The organism is Novosphingobium sp. APW14, from assembly GCF_032337075.1.
Classification (GTDB): Bacteria; Pseudomonadota; Alphaproteobacteria; order Sphingomonadales; family Sphingomonadaceae; genus Novosphingobium.
The window spans coordinates 49,290-64,231 of the sequence record NZ_JAVYAB010000005.1; the positions used below are offsets into that span (position 1 = coordinate 49,290).

A 14,942-nucleotide genomic window follows, 5' to 3' on the forward strand; every position below is an offset into this window, starting at 1 on the left:
GGATGCTGATCGGACCGGAACTGATGGCGCTGCGGGCGGATGATACCCCGCAGCGCCAGATCCAGCAGCGGCTGGTGGAGCAATCGGCAACCTGGCGCCAGTCTGGCCCCGGCGCTGAATTGGAGGCTGATCTGGCGGGCCTTGCCGCTGGCCAGGCGTTGGCCGAATTGCCCCTGCTCCGCGCTTTGTTCACGCCGGGCAGCCCTGCGGCCTCTGATCTGGTTGGCGGTGCGATCGGATGGCTGCTTGGCGAACTTGGGCAGGAGCCATTGGGGCAAGTGCCGCTGCGCCACCAATGTGACCGGACCTTGGCAACGCTGGTTCTGGCCCGTTGTGGCAGCGCGAACCTGGCGCTCCAGGCAATTGACGGAGCAGGCCTGGCGCTGAAGCCGCCGGCGCAATCGGTCACCTTTGCCGCCAACGAAGCCTGGGAACATGTCCTGGCTGGCAGTGCCGAGGTGGAACTGGTCCGGGCCGTGCACCGCCACCCGCAAGGCGTTGCTTTGGAGCGGACGGAGGCAAGGCTGCGCGCGGGTGCGATCTCGCACCGCCGGGGGCGCGACACCGCCCAGATATTCAAATCGGTGCCCGGGATCATGGTCCTGCTGAAATTGCAGCGCCCCGAGGCATCGCCCGAGCCGAGCTGCGAGTATGCGCTGGAAGATGGCCGCCTGCTTCATCAGGCCGCAGCCAGCCCGCGTGACAGTCGGTTGGAACTGGCGGTGTCCTTGCTTGGCCGGATGGGCCGAATCGATGCGGCGCCCTTGCTGGCGTCCATGGCGGAAGAAACCGGATCGCCGCATCTGCGTTGGCAGGCCCTGCGTGAATGCCTGGGTCTGGATAGCGGTGCCGGTTTTGCCGCGCTTACCGCCATTGCCCAGCGCAGCGATGATCCGTTGGCCGCGCCAGCCGGGGCCCTGCGCGCGCAGCTGCTTGAAGCCTATCCCCAATTGGCCGAGGTGAACATATGCCCCGCGTGATCGAACTGGCCGATGATCGGGTGGCCAGCCTGGATGAAGCTTGCGACGGGCTGGCGGCCATCGGGGTGGATTTTGACGATGCAGAGCGGCTCGATAATGCTGCCCTGTGGCTGCGGCGGCTCGGCAATGACAAGCAGTTCCTTGGCGACGTGCTGGTGACCGAGCTTGCGAGGCGCCATCGCGAGGATGTGCTGGATAGCTCTTATGGCCCCCAGGTGGTGATGCTGGCGCCGCCCAATGGCAACTTCTTCATCCGGGCCAACCTTTGGCCTTCCACCGATGAGCACATGCTGCGTGCATCCGGTGGCACCTCGTTTGTCTATGGCCTGCCGCACGATCACAATTTCAGCTTCCTGACCCTGGGCTATTTCGGCCCAGGCTATTGGAGCGATTACTACGAATACGATTACGGCGCTGTGACCGGTTATGCCGGAGAAGCCGTTCCCAGCCTGCGCTTTATCGAACGCTCTCGGCTGGAAGAGGGCAAGCTCATGCTCTACCGGGCCCACCACGACGTTCACGCCCAGCTGCCGGCCGATTCCCTGTCGGTTTCGCTCAACATCATGCACACCACCGGTGCGCAAGGCTGGCTTGATCAGTACCGCTTCGATCTGGACCAGCGGCGGATCGGGGCTATTGTTTCAGGCGGGCCGAGCGAGGCCTTCATGCGCATCGCCGTGGGGCTGGGCGGACAGGAAGCGTTTGATCTGGCCGATCGTTTTGCCCATGGCCACCCGAGTGACCGGATGCGCCTGGCTTGTTGGGATGCCTTGGCCGGGGCGGCGGACGATGTTGCCGCGCGCGACGCACTGTGGCGCAGGGCGGAGCAGGCCGGCAGCCGGTTGGTGGCGATGGAGGCCAAGGCCCGGCGCAGCGAACTGGCGGCCTAGGCAAAGCCTCCGGCCAGGGCATCGATCGCAGCTTGCAGGATAACCGCTGCCGCTGCTGCATCGATCCGATCGACCCGTTTGGCGCGGCTCATGTCCTGCGCGATCAGGGCGCTTTCGGCGCTGGCGGTGGACCAGCGCTCATCCCACAGCAGGACCGGAACGGTGAGGGCTTCGGCCACGTTGCGGGCATAGGCGCGGCTTGACTGACTGCGCGGCCCCTCGCTGCCGTCCATGTTCAGTGGCAGGCCGATGACTACGCCCCTGATCCCGCGTTCGGCAACCAGCGCCGCGAGCGCTTGGCGATCCGCGCCGAATTTGCCTCGTTTCAGCGTCTTGCCTGGTGAAGCAAACCGCCAGCCTGCATCGCAAAAGGCCGTGCCAATGGTCTGGGTGCCCAGGTCAAGCCCAAGCAAGGCTCCGCCGCCCGGCAGGGCCGCCCGAAAGTCCGGCGCGACGGTGGTGACTAGCGTGCCTGCCATGCCTTGGCCCGGCGAAGAAAGTCAGCACGCAGATTGGTCCAATAGAGGGGCACGTCATAAACATGGTAATTCCCCTCTGGCAGGACAAAGGGCCCCATGTCCGGTCCAGTGCCGATCCGCAGGATGCCCTGGGCATCGCAGCGCGCGCCGACAAGGCCTGCCTTGATCGTGCCGTTCTCAAGCCGGGTATCGGGTACCATTGCACCAAGGTTGGCGCTGGCTGGTGCCGTGCCACCGGCCATGCCGGTCAAAGGGTTTGAGCACAGATAACGCGGGGCGGCGGCCTCGGCCGGGCGCTTGCCGGCAAAACGCTGATAGGCGTCAATCATCATGTCGGCATTGCCGTCATCGGTATAGCTCAGCCACGAAATGACGCACCCGGTCTGGTCCGGGGTGGTGCAGGCGGGAAAGCCCATGGCGGGAAGATCTGCAGTCTGATCGACCAGCCAGCCGATCGGATAGGCGGCAACCAGCCTGGGGGCGAGCGGCGTGTCTTTGACCCTGTCGGCCAGCAGACGCTTCAGGTGGTAGCCGCCTTGGCTATGGCCGGCGATGGCGAAAGGGCTGCCGGCCGGAATGCTGGCGATGAATTGATCGAACGCCGCCGAAACGTCGCCATAGGCCAGGTCCAAAGCTTGCTGCGCCTCGGGCTTGTCGGTCACGAAAGCGCCAAAGGTGGCTTGACGGTACCGTGGCGCCCAGACCTGAGCTGATACGTTGAATGGGGTCGCTGCGGCCCGGACCATCATCGCGGCGATACGGTTGGCGTCTGCGTCATCCAGCGGAGCATTCCAGTGCGCACGCTTGAGGTAGGTCGTCGGATGGATGAAGAACACCGGCACCGAAAGCTTCTTGTCTTCGGCACTGGATCCGGTCGGCAGCCACGCTGCCGGGCCAGCCGTCGGCTGGCCGGGATGCGCAAGCCAGCGTGCCGGATCGGCATAGGCACTGGTTGGCGCAGCGGGCTGCTGTTCGAACGCGGCGCCCGGCGTAAAGGCCATGCGGGTGAGCTGTTCGGGGTAGAAGCCCAATGCCAACCGCCCGGCAATGAACAGGGTGATGAGCGCGGCAATAATGTAAAGAAATTTGCGGGCCATTGTTTATACCTTGTTGGCCGCTTCTGATCGGTCATTGCGTTCGGATTGCCGCTCCAGCGCGACCTTGAGCATGGCAACAAGTGGATCGGCCAGCATCAGGCCGATAATGCCAAACAGGGCACCCATGATCAGCTGCGCGCCAAGGACCAGCGCCGGCGCCAGGTCGGCAGTCTTCTTGGCGATCATCGGCACGATGATGTTGCCATCCACCGTTTGCACGACGACGTAGACGAAGATGCAGTAAACCCCCATTTCCCAGCCGCCGGAGAAGCCTACCAATACCATCAGCAGGCCCGAGATCGGTGCGCCGATGTTGGGCAGGAAGGCAAGCAGTCCGGTCAGCAAGCCAAGCAATCCGGCCATGGGCACGCCATAAATTGCGAGCATCAACCAGGTGCCAACCCCTTCCACCGCCATGCCAACAAGCCGGCCGAACATCAGCATACGCAGAGTTCTGCCCATTTGTGCGGCGGTGACATCGAAGGAATCGCGCTCTTCGCGCGGTAGCATCCAGGCAAAGCCGCGGCGGTAGAGCTGCGGTTCGGCTGCGAAATAGATACCCAGGACCACGATCAGGAACGCCGTGGTCAAGCCGCCGATTACCCCGCCAACCGCGGAGGTGACCTGGCGTACGCCGCCGATCGCCTGTTCGATCAGGCCCTGGACATTCCCGGTATTGATCCGGAAGCCATGGGTTTCGAGCCAGGCGGCGACCTTCAGGGTCTGGGCCTGGACAATCGCCGGCAGTTCGGATGCCTGCGCGGCAATCTGGCTGCCGGCAAACATCGCCGTCCAGGTCAGGAAAGCAACGGCGAACAGCAGGACGAGCGTGACCCGGATCGCCCGGTTGACCGGCAGGACCCGGCCAAGCAGCCGCGCCCCGCCGTCAACCATGGCTGCAAAGACCATGCCACCAAAGATCACCAGCAAGGGCTGGGCAAGCAGCACGGCCAGTGCGACCAGCCCCACCATCCCGATCCAGACAAAGGCCCGCTTGGCCTCATGGCGCAGCAGCGGGTCAGAGATGTCGGTCGGCCCGACTGCAGTGGGGGCCGCAGCCATCAGCTTGCGGTTGCGTCGGCTTTTCGCCGGGGTTTCATTGGCTGCTTCGCTCATTGCGGCTGGTTCTCCGCTTATTTGCCCTGAGCCACGTGGACGGGTCGAAGGCTGCGCCATGCGCGATCACCGCGCAGTGCGCCCCACCAAGTCAGTGGGTTCCAGCTTTCGCTGCCGTTGAGGCTAAAGGTCGTGAATTCAGCGCGCCCGCCGATGTCGTAGAGCGGGACTGGCCCACCCAGACCGTTTTCCCACAGGGCGGCGCGGCTGTCGGCCGAATGGTCACGGTTGTCACCCATTAGGAAAACATGGCCTTCGGGCACAGTAATCTCGTCCATGGTGTCGAGGCTCTGCTGCATGTGATCGATCACGGTATAGCTAGCACCGTTGGGAAGCGTTTCGCGGAAGGCGGGAACTTCATAAACTGTCCGTCCCGAGGGTAGGCGAACCTTGTAGTTCTCGAAATAGGTATAACACGGACTTCCATCGCAGGTCAGTTCCGGGTCCTCGGGCAATTGGACCGATGGTTCGATCACGCGCGGCACCGGCTGGCCATTCAGGATGACGGCCCCGTCCTTCACGGCAATTCGATCCCCAGGGCGCGCGATCACCCGCTTGATCAGGTCTTCCTCGCGGTTGGCCGGCACGACGATGACGATGTCACCATAGTCCGGCGTGCCTCCCAGCACGCGCCAGCTTCCGCGCGGCAGCAGATGGAAGCTCACTGAAGACCAGTTGAAGCCATAGGGAAACTTGGAGACAACCAGCCGATCGCCCACCAGCAGGTTGGGCATCATCGAGATCGACGGGATGTAGAATGGCTTGGCCACGACGCTGTGGAAGGCGAGCACGGCCAGCAACATCAGCGCGAGGCTCTTTATCTCAGCCAGCCAATTGACCTTTTCGGGTTGATCGGCGCCGGTCGGAGCAGGGGAGTTCTTGTCAGTCATGGGTACCGTCATTTGGGGCGTGCCTCGATAATCACAAAGGCCTGGGCCCAGGGATGGTCGTCGGTAAGGGTCAGATGGACCAAGGCTTCATGGCCTTCGGGGGTGATGTCGGCAAGTCGCGCGGCCGCGCCGCCGGTCAGCGCCAGGGTGGGCGCGCCGGAGCAGGCGTTGACCACGCCGATGTCCTTCATGAACACCCCCCGCTTGAACCCGGTGCCAACTGCCTTCGAAAAAGCCTCTTTTGCGGCAAAGCGCTTGGCCAGGGTGCCGGCCTTGGTGAAGGGGCGGCTGGCAGCCTTGGCCCGTTCGATATCCGTGAACACGCGTTGCTCGAACCGCTCGCCAAAGCGGTTGAGCGAGTTCTGGATCCGCTCGATGTTGCAAAGGTCAGAACCGATGGCGATGATCAACGGGCCGCATCCATCAGTTCGCGCATCCGTCGCACACTCGCCTCAAGGCCAACAAAAACGGCCTCACCGATAAGATAGTGGCCGATGTTGAGTTCTGCGATCTGGGGGATCGCGGCGATGGGCTGGACGTTCTCGTACGTCAGGCCGTGGCCGGCATGCGGCTCGATCCCGTTCTTGGCCGCAAGCGCTGCCATGTCAGCCAGCTTTTTGAGTTCGACCGCGCGAGCTTCGCCTTCGGCACGGGCGTAATCGCCGGTGTGCAGCTCCACGACGGGCGCGCCCAGCTTCATGGCTGCCTCGATCTGGCGCTCGTCCGGGCCAATGAACAGGCTCACCCGGATCCCGGCATCGCGCAGGCGGCTTACAATCGGCACCAGGCGATTGTGTTGTCCGGCGGCGTCAAGACCGCCTTCGGTGGTCCGCTCCTCGCGCCGCTCGGGGACGATGCAGGCGGCATGCGGCTTGTGCTGAAGCGCAATCGCCAGCATCTCGTCCGTGGCGGCCATTTCCAGATTGAGGGGAAGACCAGTCGCATCCTGAACCCGCGCCAGGTCCTCATCATGGATATGGCGGCGGTCTTCGCGCAGGTGAACAGTAATGCCATCACCGCCGCAGGCCGCGACGATCTCTGCTGCGCGGACCGGATCGGGATGCTCACCACCGCGGGCGTTGCGAATGGTCGCAACGTGATCGATGTTCACACCCAGTCGCAAGCGATGCGGTATCACGGCTTTGCGCGGCTCCCCGGCTTGCTCGCGGGGGTGGCTGCCAGTTCGGGCGGCAGTTCTTCCGGCGCGTAGGTGGGGAAGTTGATGGCAATCAACGGGAAAAACGGCACGCCCAGATCGACAGACCCGGCGGAACGGTCGACCAGCGCTGCCGCCGCAATTACTTCACCGCCCGCCTCGCGCACGCAATCCATCGCTTCGCGGCTCGAAAGGCCGGTGGTGACGACGTCTTCAACCAGCAGCACCTTTTCGCCCGGTTCGATGGTAAAGCCGCGACGCACTTCGAAGGTCCCCGTTGGGCGCTCGACAAAGATCGCCTCAACTTCAAGCGCACGGCCCATCTCATGCCCGATGATCACGCCACCCATGGCGGGGGAAACGACTTTGGCGATGTCCTTTCGCAGCTCGCGCGGGATTTTTTGAGCAAGGGCGATTGCCAGCCGCGCGGCGCGCGCCGGGTCCATGAGGACGCGTGCGCATTGCAGGTAATGCGCGCTGTGGCGCCCCGATGACAGCAGGAAATGCCCTTCGAGCAATGCCTTGCTGGCGCGGAATTCTGCCAGAACATCTTCATCCTGCATGAAAAAATAGATCCTTTGCCTGATATTGCCGCGGCGGGCACGGTCGAAGTGCCGGGTTGGCTGAGGGGGTGTTCAAAAATATCCCCTAGAGGCGCTTGAGGTGCCCCGCAAGCGCGCGTATAGGCCCCAGCAAATCTGACTCCCATGGGGGCGGGAGATGGGCTTGGCCCTGCTCTTGCCGCAAAGGAAAGCGAAAGTAGCGCTACGATGATACTGGCTCGAACTGCCCGCGCCGCGGGACATGCGATCAAGGCAATCGGTCTTTCCCTGGCACTGGCCGCGCTGCCGCAAGCGGCGCTGGCTGCTCCGGCTGCCGCTGCTGCACCGGCTGTGGAAGCTGCTGCCGCAACTGCCACTCCGGCGGCCGCACCAGCTGCTGCTGCTCCGGCGGCAACTGCCCCTGCAGTGACTGCCGCTCCGGCGCCGGAAGCGCCGAAGGTTGACCCTAACGATCCCCGCTACCAGGTGGCGCCCGGCGGTTACACGCCAATGGCGCCAACCCCGGGCAAGGGCATGCCGGTGGCCAAGGGTATCCACCTGCAGGACCAGTATTCGCCGACCGGTGAATATGCCCGCTGGATGCACGATGCGTTCTTGCTGCCGGTTATCACCGTCATCTCGCTGTTCGTGCTGGGTCTGCTGCTGTGGGTGATCGCCCGCTACAACAAGCGCGCCAACCCGGTTGCTTCGAAGACCAGCCACAACACTGTGCTTGAAGTGATCTGGACCGGCCTGCCGATCCTGATTCTTGTCGCAATCGCTGTGCCTTCGGTCACGCTGATTGCCAAGCAGTACAAGCCGGCACCGGCCAATGCGGTGACGATCAAGGCAACTGGCAACCAGTGGTTCTGGACCTATAGCTATCCGGATAACGGCGGCTTTGAAGTCATTTCGAACATGCTGCCGGAAGAAGAAGCCAAGAAGCGCGGCGAGCCGGGCCACTTGGCTGCTGACTTCCGCATGGTTGTTCCGGCTGGTGAGCCGATCCGCCTGCAGGTGACTGCGGCTGACGTGATTCACTCGTTTGCCGTGCCGTCGCTGTGGTCGAAGCTTGACGCTGTCCCGGGGCGCATCAACGAGAAGGTGCTCTTCATCAAGGAGCCGGGCGTATATTACGGCCAGTGCTCGGAACTCTGCGGTGCCCGCCACGGCTATATGCCGATCGTGGTCGAAGCTCTGCCGCGTCCCAAGTACAATGCATGGGTCATGACCCAGGCCGGTGGCAAGATCGATGGTCTGCCTGAAGCCCCGGCAGCGCCTGCTGCTCCTGCCGCCGCGCCCGCCGCTGCTCCCGCTGCCGCTGCTGCGCCTGCCGCCGCTCCGGCTGCTTCGCCGGCCCCGGCCGCCTAAGCCAGATCTAGAAGGACAAGGGTTCCATCATGGCTACCACCGCCGAACACTTCCAGGCCCACGACGACGGGGCCCATCACGATCATGACCACAAGCCGGGCTTCTTTGCGCGCTGGTTCATGTCGACCAACCACAAGGACATCGGGACGCTTTACCTGATCTTCGCGATCTTCGCGGGGATCGTGGGCGGAGCCTTCTCGGGCATGATGCGCCTTGAGCTGGCCCAGCCCGGGATCCAGTACCTCGATACCTTTGCCCGCTGGTTCGGTGAAGCCAACCCCAGCTTTGACCAGTCGCTCCACATGTGGAACGTGCTGATCACGGCCCACGGTCTGATCATGGTGTTCTTCATGGTCATGCCGGCGATCATCGGCGGCTTCGGCAACTGGTTCGTGCCGATCATGATCGGGGCGCCGGACATGGCCTTCCCGCGCATGAACAACATCTCGTTCTGGCTGACCGTTGCCGGCTTCTGCTCGCTGTTGATGTCGGCCTTCGTGCCTGGTGGTACGGGGATCGGTGCCGGGATCGGCTGGACCGCCTACGCGCCTCTGTCGACCTATGGTTCGACCGGCCCGTCGGTGGACTTTGCGATCTTCGCGCTGCACCTTGCCGGTGCGGCCTCGATCATGGGCGCGATCAACTTCATCACCACCATTTTCAACATGCGCGCGCCGGGCATGACCCTGCACAAGATGCCGCTGTTCGTCTGGTCGGTGCTGGTTACCGCCTTCCTGCTGCTGCTGGCCCTGCCGGTTCTTGCCGCGGCGATCACCATGCTGATCACCGACCGCAACTTTGGCACGACCTTCTTCGATCCGGCCGGCGGCGGTGACCCGGTGCTTTACCAGCACCTGTTCTGGTTCTTCGGCCACCCCGAAGTGTACATCATGATCCTGCCGGGCTTCGGCATCATCAGCCAGATCGTCTCGACCTTCTCGAAGAAGCCGGTGTTCGGCTACCTCGGCATGGCCTACGCCATGGTCGCGATCGGTGTGGTCGGGTTCGTCGTCTGGGCGCACCACATGTACACCACCGGCATGAGCGTGAACACGAAGCTGTACTTCACCCTCGCCACGATGGTGATCGCGGTGCCGACCGGCATCAAGATCTTCAGCTGGATCGCGACGATGTGGGGCGGCAGCCTTGAGTTCAAGTCGCCGCTGGTCTGGGCGATGGGCTTCATCTTCCTGTTCACCGTTGGCGGCGTGACCGGCGTGGTTCTGGCCAATGGCGGCGTGGACGACGTGCTGCACGATACCTACTATGTGGTGGCGCACTTCCACTACGTGTTGTCGCTGGGTGCGGTGACCGCGCTCTTCGCCGGGTTCTATTACTGGTTCCCGAAGATGAGCGGCCGCATGCACTCGGAGTTCCTGTCGCACCTGCACTTCTGGGTGTTCTTCATTGGCGTGAACACCATCTTCTTCCCCCAGCATTTCCTGGGTCTGCAGGGGATGCCGCGCCGCTATCCGGACTACACCGAAGCCTACGCCTATTGGAACTACATCTCCTCGATCGGCTACGTCATCATGGCGAGCTCGCTGGTGATCTGGTTCGTCAACATCCTCTACGCCTATACGCTGGGCAAGAAGGCTGCTGACAACTACTGGGGCGAAGGTGCCACGACGCTGGAATGGACCCTGTCCAGCCCGCCGCCGTTCCACCAGTTCGAAACCCTGCCGGTCATCGAGGACAAGGGTCACCATTGACGGATCGTCCGCCCTCGAGGGGGCGGACACCGCAAGCTCCCCTCCCGCAAGCGGGAGGGGTTGGGGGGAGGGCATGTTCCTTCCCCTTTTGCTTTTTGGAGGATCGATAACAGACCCTCCCCTTTCCCCTCCCGCTAGCGGGAGGGGAGTATTGGCCGCCTGCTGCGCGGCGGGAGGTTTTTGATGCCTGAATTCCGGATGGTCGACTGCGGTGAAGTTCGCCTGCGCTGCGCGCTGGAAGGACCCGCGCCCGGCACCGCGCCGCTGGCGATCATGGTCCACGGCTTTCCCGAAAGCTGGTATTCGTGGCGTCACCAACTGGGGCCGGTCGCGGCGGCCGGCTACACCGCCTGTGCGATCGATGTGCGCGGCTATGGCGGATCGGACAAGCCGCAGCCGGTTGAGGCCTATACACTCCAGAAGATTGCCGGTGACCTTATCGGCTTGGCCGATGCACTCGCTCCCGATCAGCGCGTCGTGCTGATCGGCCACGACTGGGGCGCACCGATTGTCTGGAACACGGCCTTCACCAATCCGCAGCGAGTTAGCGCCGTGGCAGGTATGTCGGTGCCTTTCGCAGGTGCCCCCCTCCGCCCCTTTACCGAGGTATTCCATGAATACTTCACCAGCCAGGGGCGGTTCTTCTATCAAGAGTTCTTCCAGGAACCCGGCGTGGCCGAGGCAGAAGCGGAGGCGGACCCGCGCGATTTCGTGGCGCGGATGATGTATTCAATCTCGGGCGATGTGCCGCCGGGCAATTACTGGGACAAGCCCTACGGGGCTACCTTCCTGGAGGGGCTGCCTGACCCGCAGCAGGTGCCGTGGCTGAGTGAGGCCGACCTTGATTACTACGAAAGTGAGTTCAAAAGTTCCGGCTTCCGCGGCCCGCTCAACCGCTATCGCAACCACGAGCGTGACTATGAATGGCTGAAGGCCTGGCAAGGCCGGCAGCTGGAACAGCCCTGCCTGTTCATCGGCGGCACCCGTGATCCCGCCACCAGCCTGTTTGGCGCCGTAGCTGATCCGGTGGCCATGATGCGGATGTTCGCGCCCGGGGTTGAAGGGCACGTGCTGGACGGGGTCGGACACTGGACCCAGCAAGAGCGGCCCGAAGAAGTTAACGCGCTGCTCATCGATTGGTTGAAGCGACTCTGAGCCGCGACTATAGGCGCAACCAACCATGACTGCTGCCAGCCCTCCTGCGCCCGCGCTCCCGACCGACTGGCGCGATTTCTTCGCGCTGACCAAGCCGCGCGTGATGAGCCTGGTGATCTTCACCGGCCTGTGCGGCCTGCTGGCTGCCCCCGTTCCGGTGAACCCGGTTCTGGGCTTTACCGCCATTCTCTGCATTGCCGTGGGTGCGGGCGGTTCGGCTGCGCTCAACATGTGGTGGGAAGCAGATATCGATGCGCAGATGAAGCGCACCGCCGGGCGGCCGCTGCCAGCCGGGCGGATGCCGCGCGAATCGGCCCGCGATTTCGGATTGGTGCTGTCGTTCTTTTCGGTGCTGATGATGGCGGTTGGCGTGGGGTACCTCGCGGCTGCGGTCCTGGCCTTCTCGATCTTCTACTACGCGGTGATCTACACCATGTGGCTGAAGCCGCGTACGCCGCAGAACATCGTGATCGGTGGCGGGGCAGGGGCCTTTCCGCCAATGATCGGCTGGATCGCGGCGACGGGTGAGATCACCCTGATGCCGATCCTGCTGTTTGCGATCATCTTCTTCTGGACCCCGCCGCATTTCTGGGCGCTCGCGCTGTTTGTTGAAACGGACTACGCGAAAGCAGGCATCCCGATGATGCCGGTGGTGGCTGGTCAACATTCTACCCGGCGGCAAATCCTCGTCTATGCCGTGCTGTTGCTGCCGCTTGCCATGCTGCCTTTCTGGATCGCCGGGGCAGGCGTGGTCTATGGGGCTTCGGCCCTGCTGCTTTCGGCGATCTTCCTGGTGCTGGCGCTGCGTGTTGCAGTGTTCCGGCAGGGGGTGGGGGAATCCGACATGGGCCCCGAAAAGCGCTTGTTCGCCTTTTCGGTGTTCTACCTTTTTGCGCTGTTCGCCGCCCTGGTGGCGGACCGCTGGATCATGGGATAAACCAAATGCCCCAGTTTCCCGAAGACCCTCAGGCCGAACGCAAGCGGATCATCAAGCAGCGCAACCTGATGCTGGGCGGCCTGCTCGGCGCGATGGTCGTGCTGTTCTATTTCATCAGCATCGCCCGCCTGGGAGGGTGAGGCCATGGCTGTCTTGACCCTGCCCAAGGATCCCAACGCCCGCACCGGCATGCTGGCACTGTTGGGTGCCTGTGCGATGCTGGCGCTGGGCTTCGCTTCGGTCCCACTTTACCGCATCTTTTGCCAGGTGACCGGCTTTGGCGGCACCACCATGCGGGTCAGCGAGGCCCAAGCGGCGACTGTGAGAGCCACTGCGAAGACGATCTCGGTTCGCTTTGATGCGAATGTCGATCGCCAGATGCCCTGGAAGTTCGGGGCCGAGCAGACCACCCAGGACCTGCGGATCGGTGCCCGCAAGATGGCATTTTACCATGCGGAAAACCTTGCCAACCAGCCGGTAACCGGGATCGCCTCGTTTAATGTTGAGCCGGAACTGGCGGGCAAGTACTTCAACAAGATCCAGTGTTTTTGCTTCAACGAGCAAACGCTTCAGCCCGGGCAACGCGTGAACATGCCGGTGATCTACTACGTCGACCCCAAGATCCTGGAGGATCCGGAGACGAAGGACATTGAACAGATCACGCTCAGCTACACTTTCCACCTTGCTGCGGATCAGCCGTCAAAGGCACTGGACCAGTCGTCAGCCGCACGATAAGGGCATCGGCAATTCATGCGTCGCGGGTGGCCCGCGGGCGCCTTAGGGGATCAATTGGGGACCACGGACATGGCCGGAACCAAGAACCACGATTACCACATTCTCGAGCCCGATATCCTGCCGTTCCTCGGCTCGGCTTCGGCTGTCACCGCGACCAGCGGCGGCGTGTTGACGATGCATGACATGGCGGCAGGCAAGTATGTCCTGCTGGTCGGCTTCTTCGGCATCCTCTTCACCATGTTCCAGTGGTGGACCAAGGTTGTTCGTGAAGCGAACGAGGGGCACCATACCCCGGTTGTGCAGCTGCACCTGCGTTATGGCATGATCACCTTCATCGCTTCGGAAGTGATGTTCTTCGTCGGCTGGTTCTGGGCCTTCTTCGACTTCTCGCTGTTCCCCAGCGACCTGGCCGAAGTGGTGGGTGGACAGTGGCCGCCCAAGGCGATCGAAGCTGTGCTTGATCCCTTCGATCTGCCGCTGCTGAACACCATGATCCTGCTGTGCTCGGGCACTACCGTGACCTGGGCGCACCATGCGCTGATCCACGGCGATCGCGATGGCCTGAAGAAGGGCCTATGGGCCACGATCGCCCTGGGCGCTCTGTTCACATGCATTCAGGCCTACGAATATGCGCATGCGCCGTTCGCCTTTGGCGAGAATACCTATGGGTCGGCCTTCTACATGGCCACCGGGTTCCACGGCTTCCACGTGCTGGTCGGCACGATCTTCCTGATCGTCTGCCTCAAGCGCGCCTACAACGGTGATTTCACGCCCAAGCAGCACTTCGGCTTCGAAGCTGCCGCCTGGTATTGGCACTTCGTTGACGTGGTGTGGCTGTTCCTGTTCGTCGCCATCTACGTGTGGGGCGGCTGGGGCCACCCGATCCACTGATGGTGGACGGCTCAAGCCAAGAAACGAAAGGGCAGCCCGGGATCCCCGCGGCTGCCCTTTTCGGTCTCTGCCCGCAATGCGGCGCCCGTTCGCTGTTTGACGGCCCGGCGCGGTTTGCCCGGCGCTGCGGCGCCTGCGGGCTGGACTATTCGCAGTTCAACGTTGGCGATGGTCCGGCGGCGTTCCTAACCATGATTGTTGGCGCGCTGGTCGTCGGTCTGGCGGTCTGGCTGGAATTCGCGGTGCATCCGCCGTTCTGGGTCCACATCGTGCTGTGGGTGCCATTGGTCGCGGGTCTGACGCTGTGGGGTCTGCGCGTCAGCAAGGCCGCGCTGCTCGTCGCGGAGTACCGCCGCAAGGCGATTGAGGCGACCAACAACGACCTGCGCCAGCCGTGATCCGCCGCATCCCGATCTTTTCGACCCTGCTGGTCCTTGCCGCTGTGGGCGTGATGATCGCCCTCGGGTTCTGGCAGCTGGATCGCCGGGCCCAGAAGGAAGCGCTGCTGGCACGCTATGCCGCCGCGCAGACGCTCAGCGCTGAACTGGCCTGGCCCAGCGACCCGGCGCGACAGGAGCTGGCGCTGTTCCGCCGCACGACCATCGATTGCCAGGTCGAGGGCAAGGATGCACCGCTTGCTGGCTATGATCGTCAGGGTGCGGTCGGTTGGGCCCATTCGGTAAGCTGTCTTCTCCCGGACGGGGCCCGCGCCGAGGTTGTGCTCGGTTGGTCCAAGGACCTGGCCGAACGCGATTGGAGCGGCGGCAAGGTGCAGGGTGTGATCGCGCCGGGAGCCGGCCAATCGGTTCGCCTGATTGCCGATCCGCCATTGGCTGGCCTTGCCCAAAGTGCGATCCCCGACCCCAAGACCATTCCCAACAATCATTGGTCCTATGCCATTCAATGGTTCCTGTTTGCCGGCGTGGCGGTGGTGATCTATGCGCTTGCCCTGCGCAAGCGCCTTGCCGCGCGGGACGGCGAGGGCTAACGG

The 14,942-nt window shown here is 63.4% G+C and carries 18 protein-coding genes; 11 read left to right on the forward strand and 7 right to left on the reverse strand.

Translation table 11 applies throughout. The annotated features are described in order from the left end of the window. Window positions 1–2: 2 nt before the first annotated feature. Together RQP55_RS07870 and RQP55_RS07875 are read left to right on the forward strand one after the other, a co-directional pair. Window positions 3–980 (forward strand): hypothetical protein, encoded by a 978-nt coding sequence (locus tag RQP55_RS07870; protein ID WP_315609637.1) that lies wholly within the window; start codon window positions 3–5, stop codon window positions 978–980. Further along, entirely contained in the window at window positions 968–1,870 is a 903-nt protein-coding gene (locus tag RQP55_RS07875; RefSeq protein WP_315609638.1) for a transposase, read from the forward strand. Before RQP55_RS07870 ends, RQP55_RS07875 begins: the two co-directional genes overlap by 13 nt. Here the strand turns inward: RQP55_RS07875 and ruvX are convergent. The 7 genes from ruvX to pyrE are packed head-to-tail and all read right to left on the reverse strand — an operon-like array spanning window position 1,867 to window position 7,171. Next, on the reverse strand, window positions 1,867–2,349 hold the full coding sequence (ruvX, locus tag RQP55_RS07880) for a Holliday junction resolvase RuvX (protein WP_315609639.1): 483 nt from the start codon (window positions 2,347–2,349) through the stop codon (window positions 1,867–1,869). The two genes, RQP55_RS07875 and ruvX, sit on opposite strands and share 4 nt — an antisense overlap. Beyond that, window positions 2,334–3,446: a DUF3089 domain-containing protein gene (locus RQP55_RS07885; protein ID WP_315609640.1), complete on the reverse strand. Its 1,113-nt coding sequence runs from the start codon at window positions 3,444–3,446 to the stop codon at window positions 2,334–2,336. The genes ruvX and RQP55_RS07885 overlap by 16 nt, the downstream gene beginning before the upstream one ends. 3 nt (window positions 3,447–3,449) lie before the next feature. Then, complete coding sequence (locus RQP55_RS07890; protein ID WP_315609641.1) at window positions 3,450–4,562, reverse strand: AI-2E family transporter; 1,113 nt, start codon at window positions 4,560–4,562, stop codon at window positions 3,450–3,452. A gap of 17 nt (window positions 4,563–4,579) precedes the next feature. Next, window positions 4,580–5,452, reverse strand: coding sequence for a signal peptidase I (lepB, locus tag RQP55_RS07895; RefSeq protein ID WP_315609642.1), 873 nt, complete (start codon window positions 5,450–5,452; stop codon window positions 4,580–4,582). Window positions 5,453–5,460: 8 nt separating this feature from the next. Further along, window positions 5,461–5,862, reverse strand: a complete 402-nt coding sequence (acpS, locus tag RQP55_RS07900; protein ID WP_315609643.1) for a holo-ACP synthase — start codon at window positions 5,860–5,862, stop codon at window positions 5,461–5,463. Further along, on the reverse strand, window positions 5,859–6,563 hold the full coding sequence (locus RQP55_RS07905) for a pyridoxine 5'-phosphate synthase (RefSeq protein WP_315609644.1): 705 nt from the start codon (window positions 6,561–6,563) through the stop codon (window positions 5,859–5,861). Before RQP55_RS07905 ends, acpS begins: the two co-directional genes overlap by 4 nt. Window positions 6,564–6,586: 23 nt before the next feature. Beyond that, entirely contained in the window at window positions 6,587–7,171 is a 585-nt protein-coding gene (pyrE, locus tag RQP55_RS07910; RefSeq protein ID WP_315609645.1) for an orotate phosphoribosyltransferase, read from the reverse strand. Window positions 7,172–7,378: 207 nt separating this feature from the next. On the opposite strand from pyrE, the gene coxB reads away from it, so the two are divergent. The 9 genes from coxB (at window position 7,379) to RQP55_RS07955 (ending at window position 14,939) form a co-directional block, all read left to right on the forward strand. Then, on the forward strand, window positions 7,379–8,521 hold the full coding sequence (coxB, locus tag RQP55_RS07915) for a cytochrome c oxidase subunit II (protein WP_315609646.1): 1,143 nt from the start codon (window positions 7,379–7,381) through the stop codon (window positions 8,519–8,521). A gap of 29 nt (window positions 8,522–8,550) precedes the next feature. After that, window positions 8,551–10,233 (forward strand): cytochrome c oxidase subunit I, encoded by a 1,683-nt coding sequence (ctaD, locus tag RQP55_RS07920; RefSeq protein ID WP_315609647.1) that lies wholly within the window; start codon window positions 8,551–8,553, stop codon window positions 10,231–10,233. Between the two features lie 183 nt (window positions 10,234–10,416). After that, a complete protein-coding gene (locus RQP55_RS07925) occupies window positions 10,417–11,388 on the forward strand; it encodes an alpha/beta hydrolase (protein WP_315609648.1) in 972 nt (323 codons plus the stop codon). Window positions 11,389–11,413: 25 nt separating this feature from the next. Beyond that, on the forward strand, window positions 11,414–12,325 hold the full coding sequence (locus tag RQP55_RS07930; RefSeq protein WP_315609649.1) for a heme o synthase: 912 nt from the start codon (window positions 11,414–11,416) through the stop codon (window positions 12,323–12,325). Between the two features lie 5 nt (window positions 12,326–12,330). Then, a complete protein-coding gene (locus RQP55_RS07935) occupies window positions 12,331–12,465 on the forward strand; it encodes a hypothetical protein (RefSeq protein WP_315609650.1) in 135 nt (44 codons plus the stop codon). A gap of 4 nt (window positions 12,466–12,469) precedes the next feature. Next, window positions 12,470–13,060 carry a cytochrome c oxidase assembly protein gene (locus RQP55_RS07940; protein WP_315609651.1) on the forward strand — a complete coding sequence of 197 codons (591 nt, stop codon included), beginning with the start codon at window positions 12,470–12,472 and terminating at the stop codon, window positions 13,058–13,060. A 69-nt stretch (window positions 13,061–13,129) separates the two neighbouring features. Beyond that, window positions 13,130–13,951: a cytochrome c oxidase subunit 3 gene (locus RQP55_RS07945; RefSeq protein ID WP_315609652.1), complete on the forward strand. Its 822-nt coding sequence runs from the start codon at window positions 13,130–13,132 to the stop codon at window positions 13,949–13,951. After that, window positions 13,951–14,349, forward strand: coding sequence for a DUF983 domain-containing protein (locus tag RQP55_RS07950; RefSeq protein ID WP_315609653.1), 399 nt, complete (start codon window positions 13,951–13,953; stop codon window positions 14,347–14,349). The genes RQP55_RS07945 and RQP55_RS07950 overlap by 1 nt, the downstream gene beginning before the upstream one ends. Then, a complete protein-coding gene (locus RQP55_RS07955; protein WP_315609654.1) occupies window positions 14,346–14,939 on the forward strand; it encodes an SURF1 family protein in 594 nt (197 codons plus the stop codon). Before RQP55_RS07950 ends, RQP55_RS07955 begins: the two co-directional genes overlap by 4 nt. Window positions 14,940–14,942: the final 3 nt, after the last annotated feature.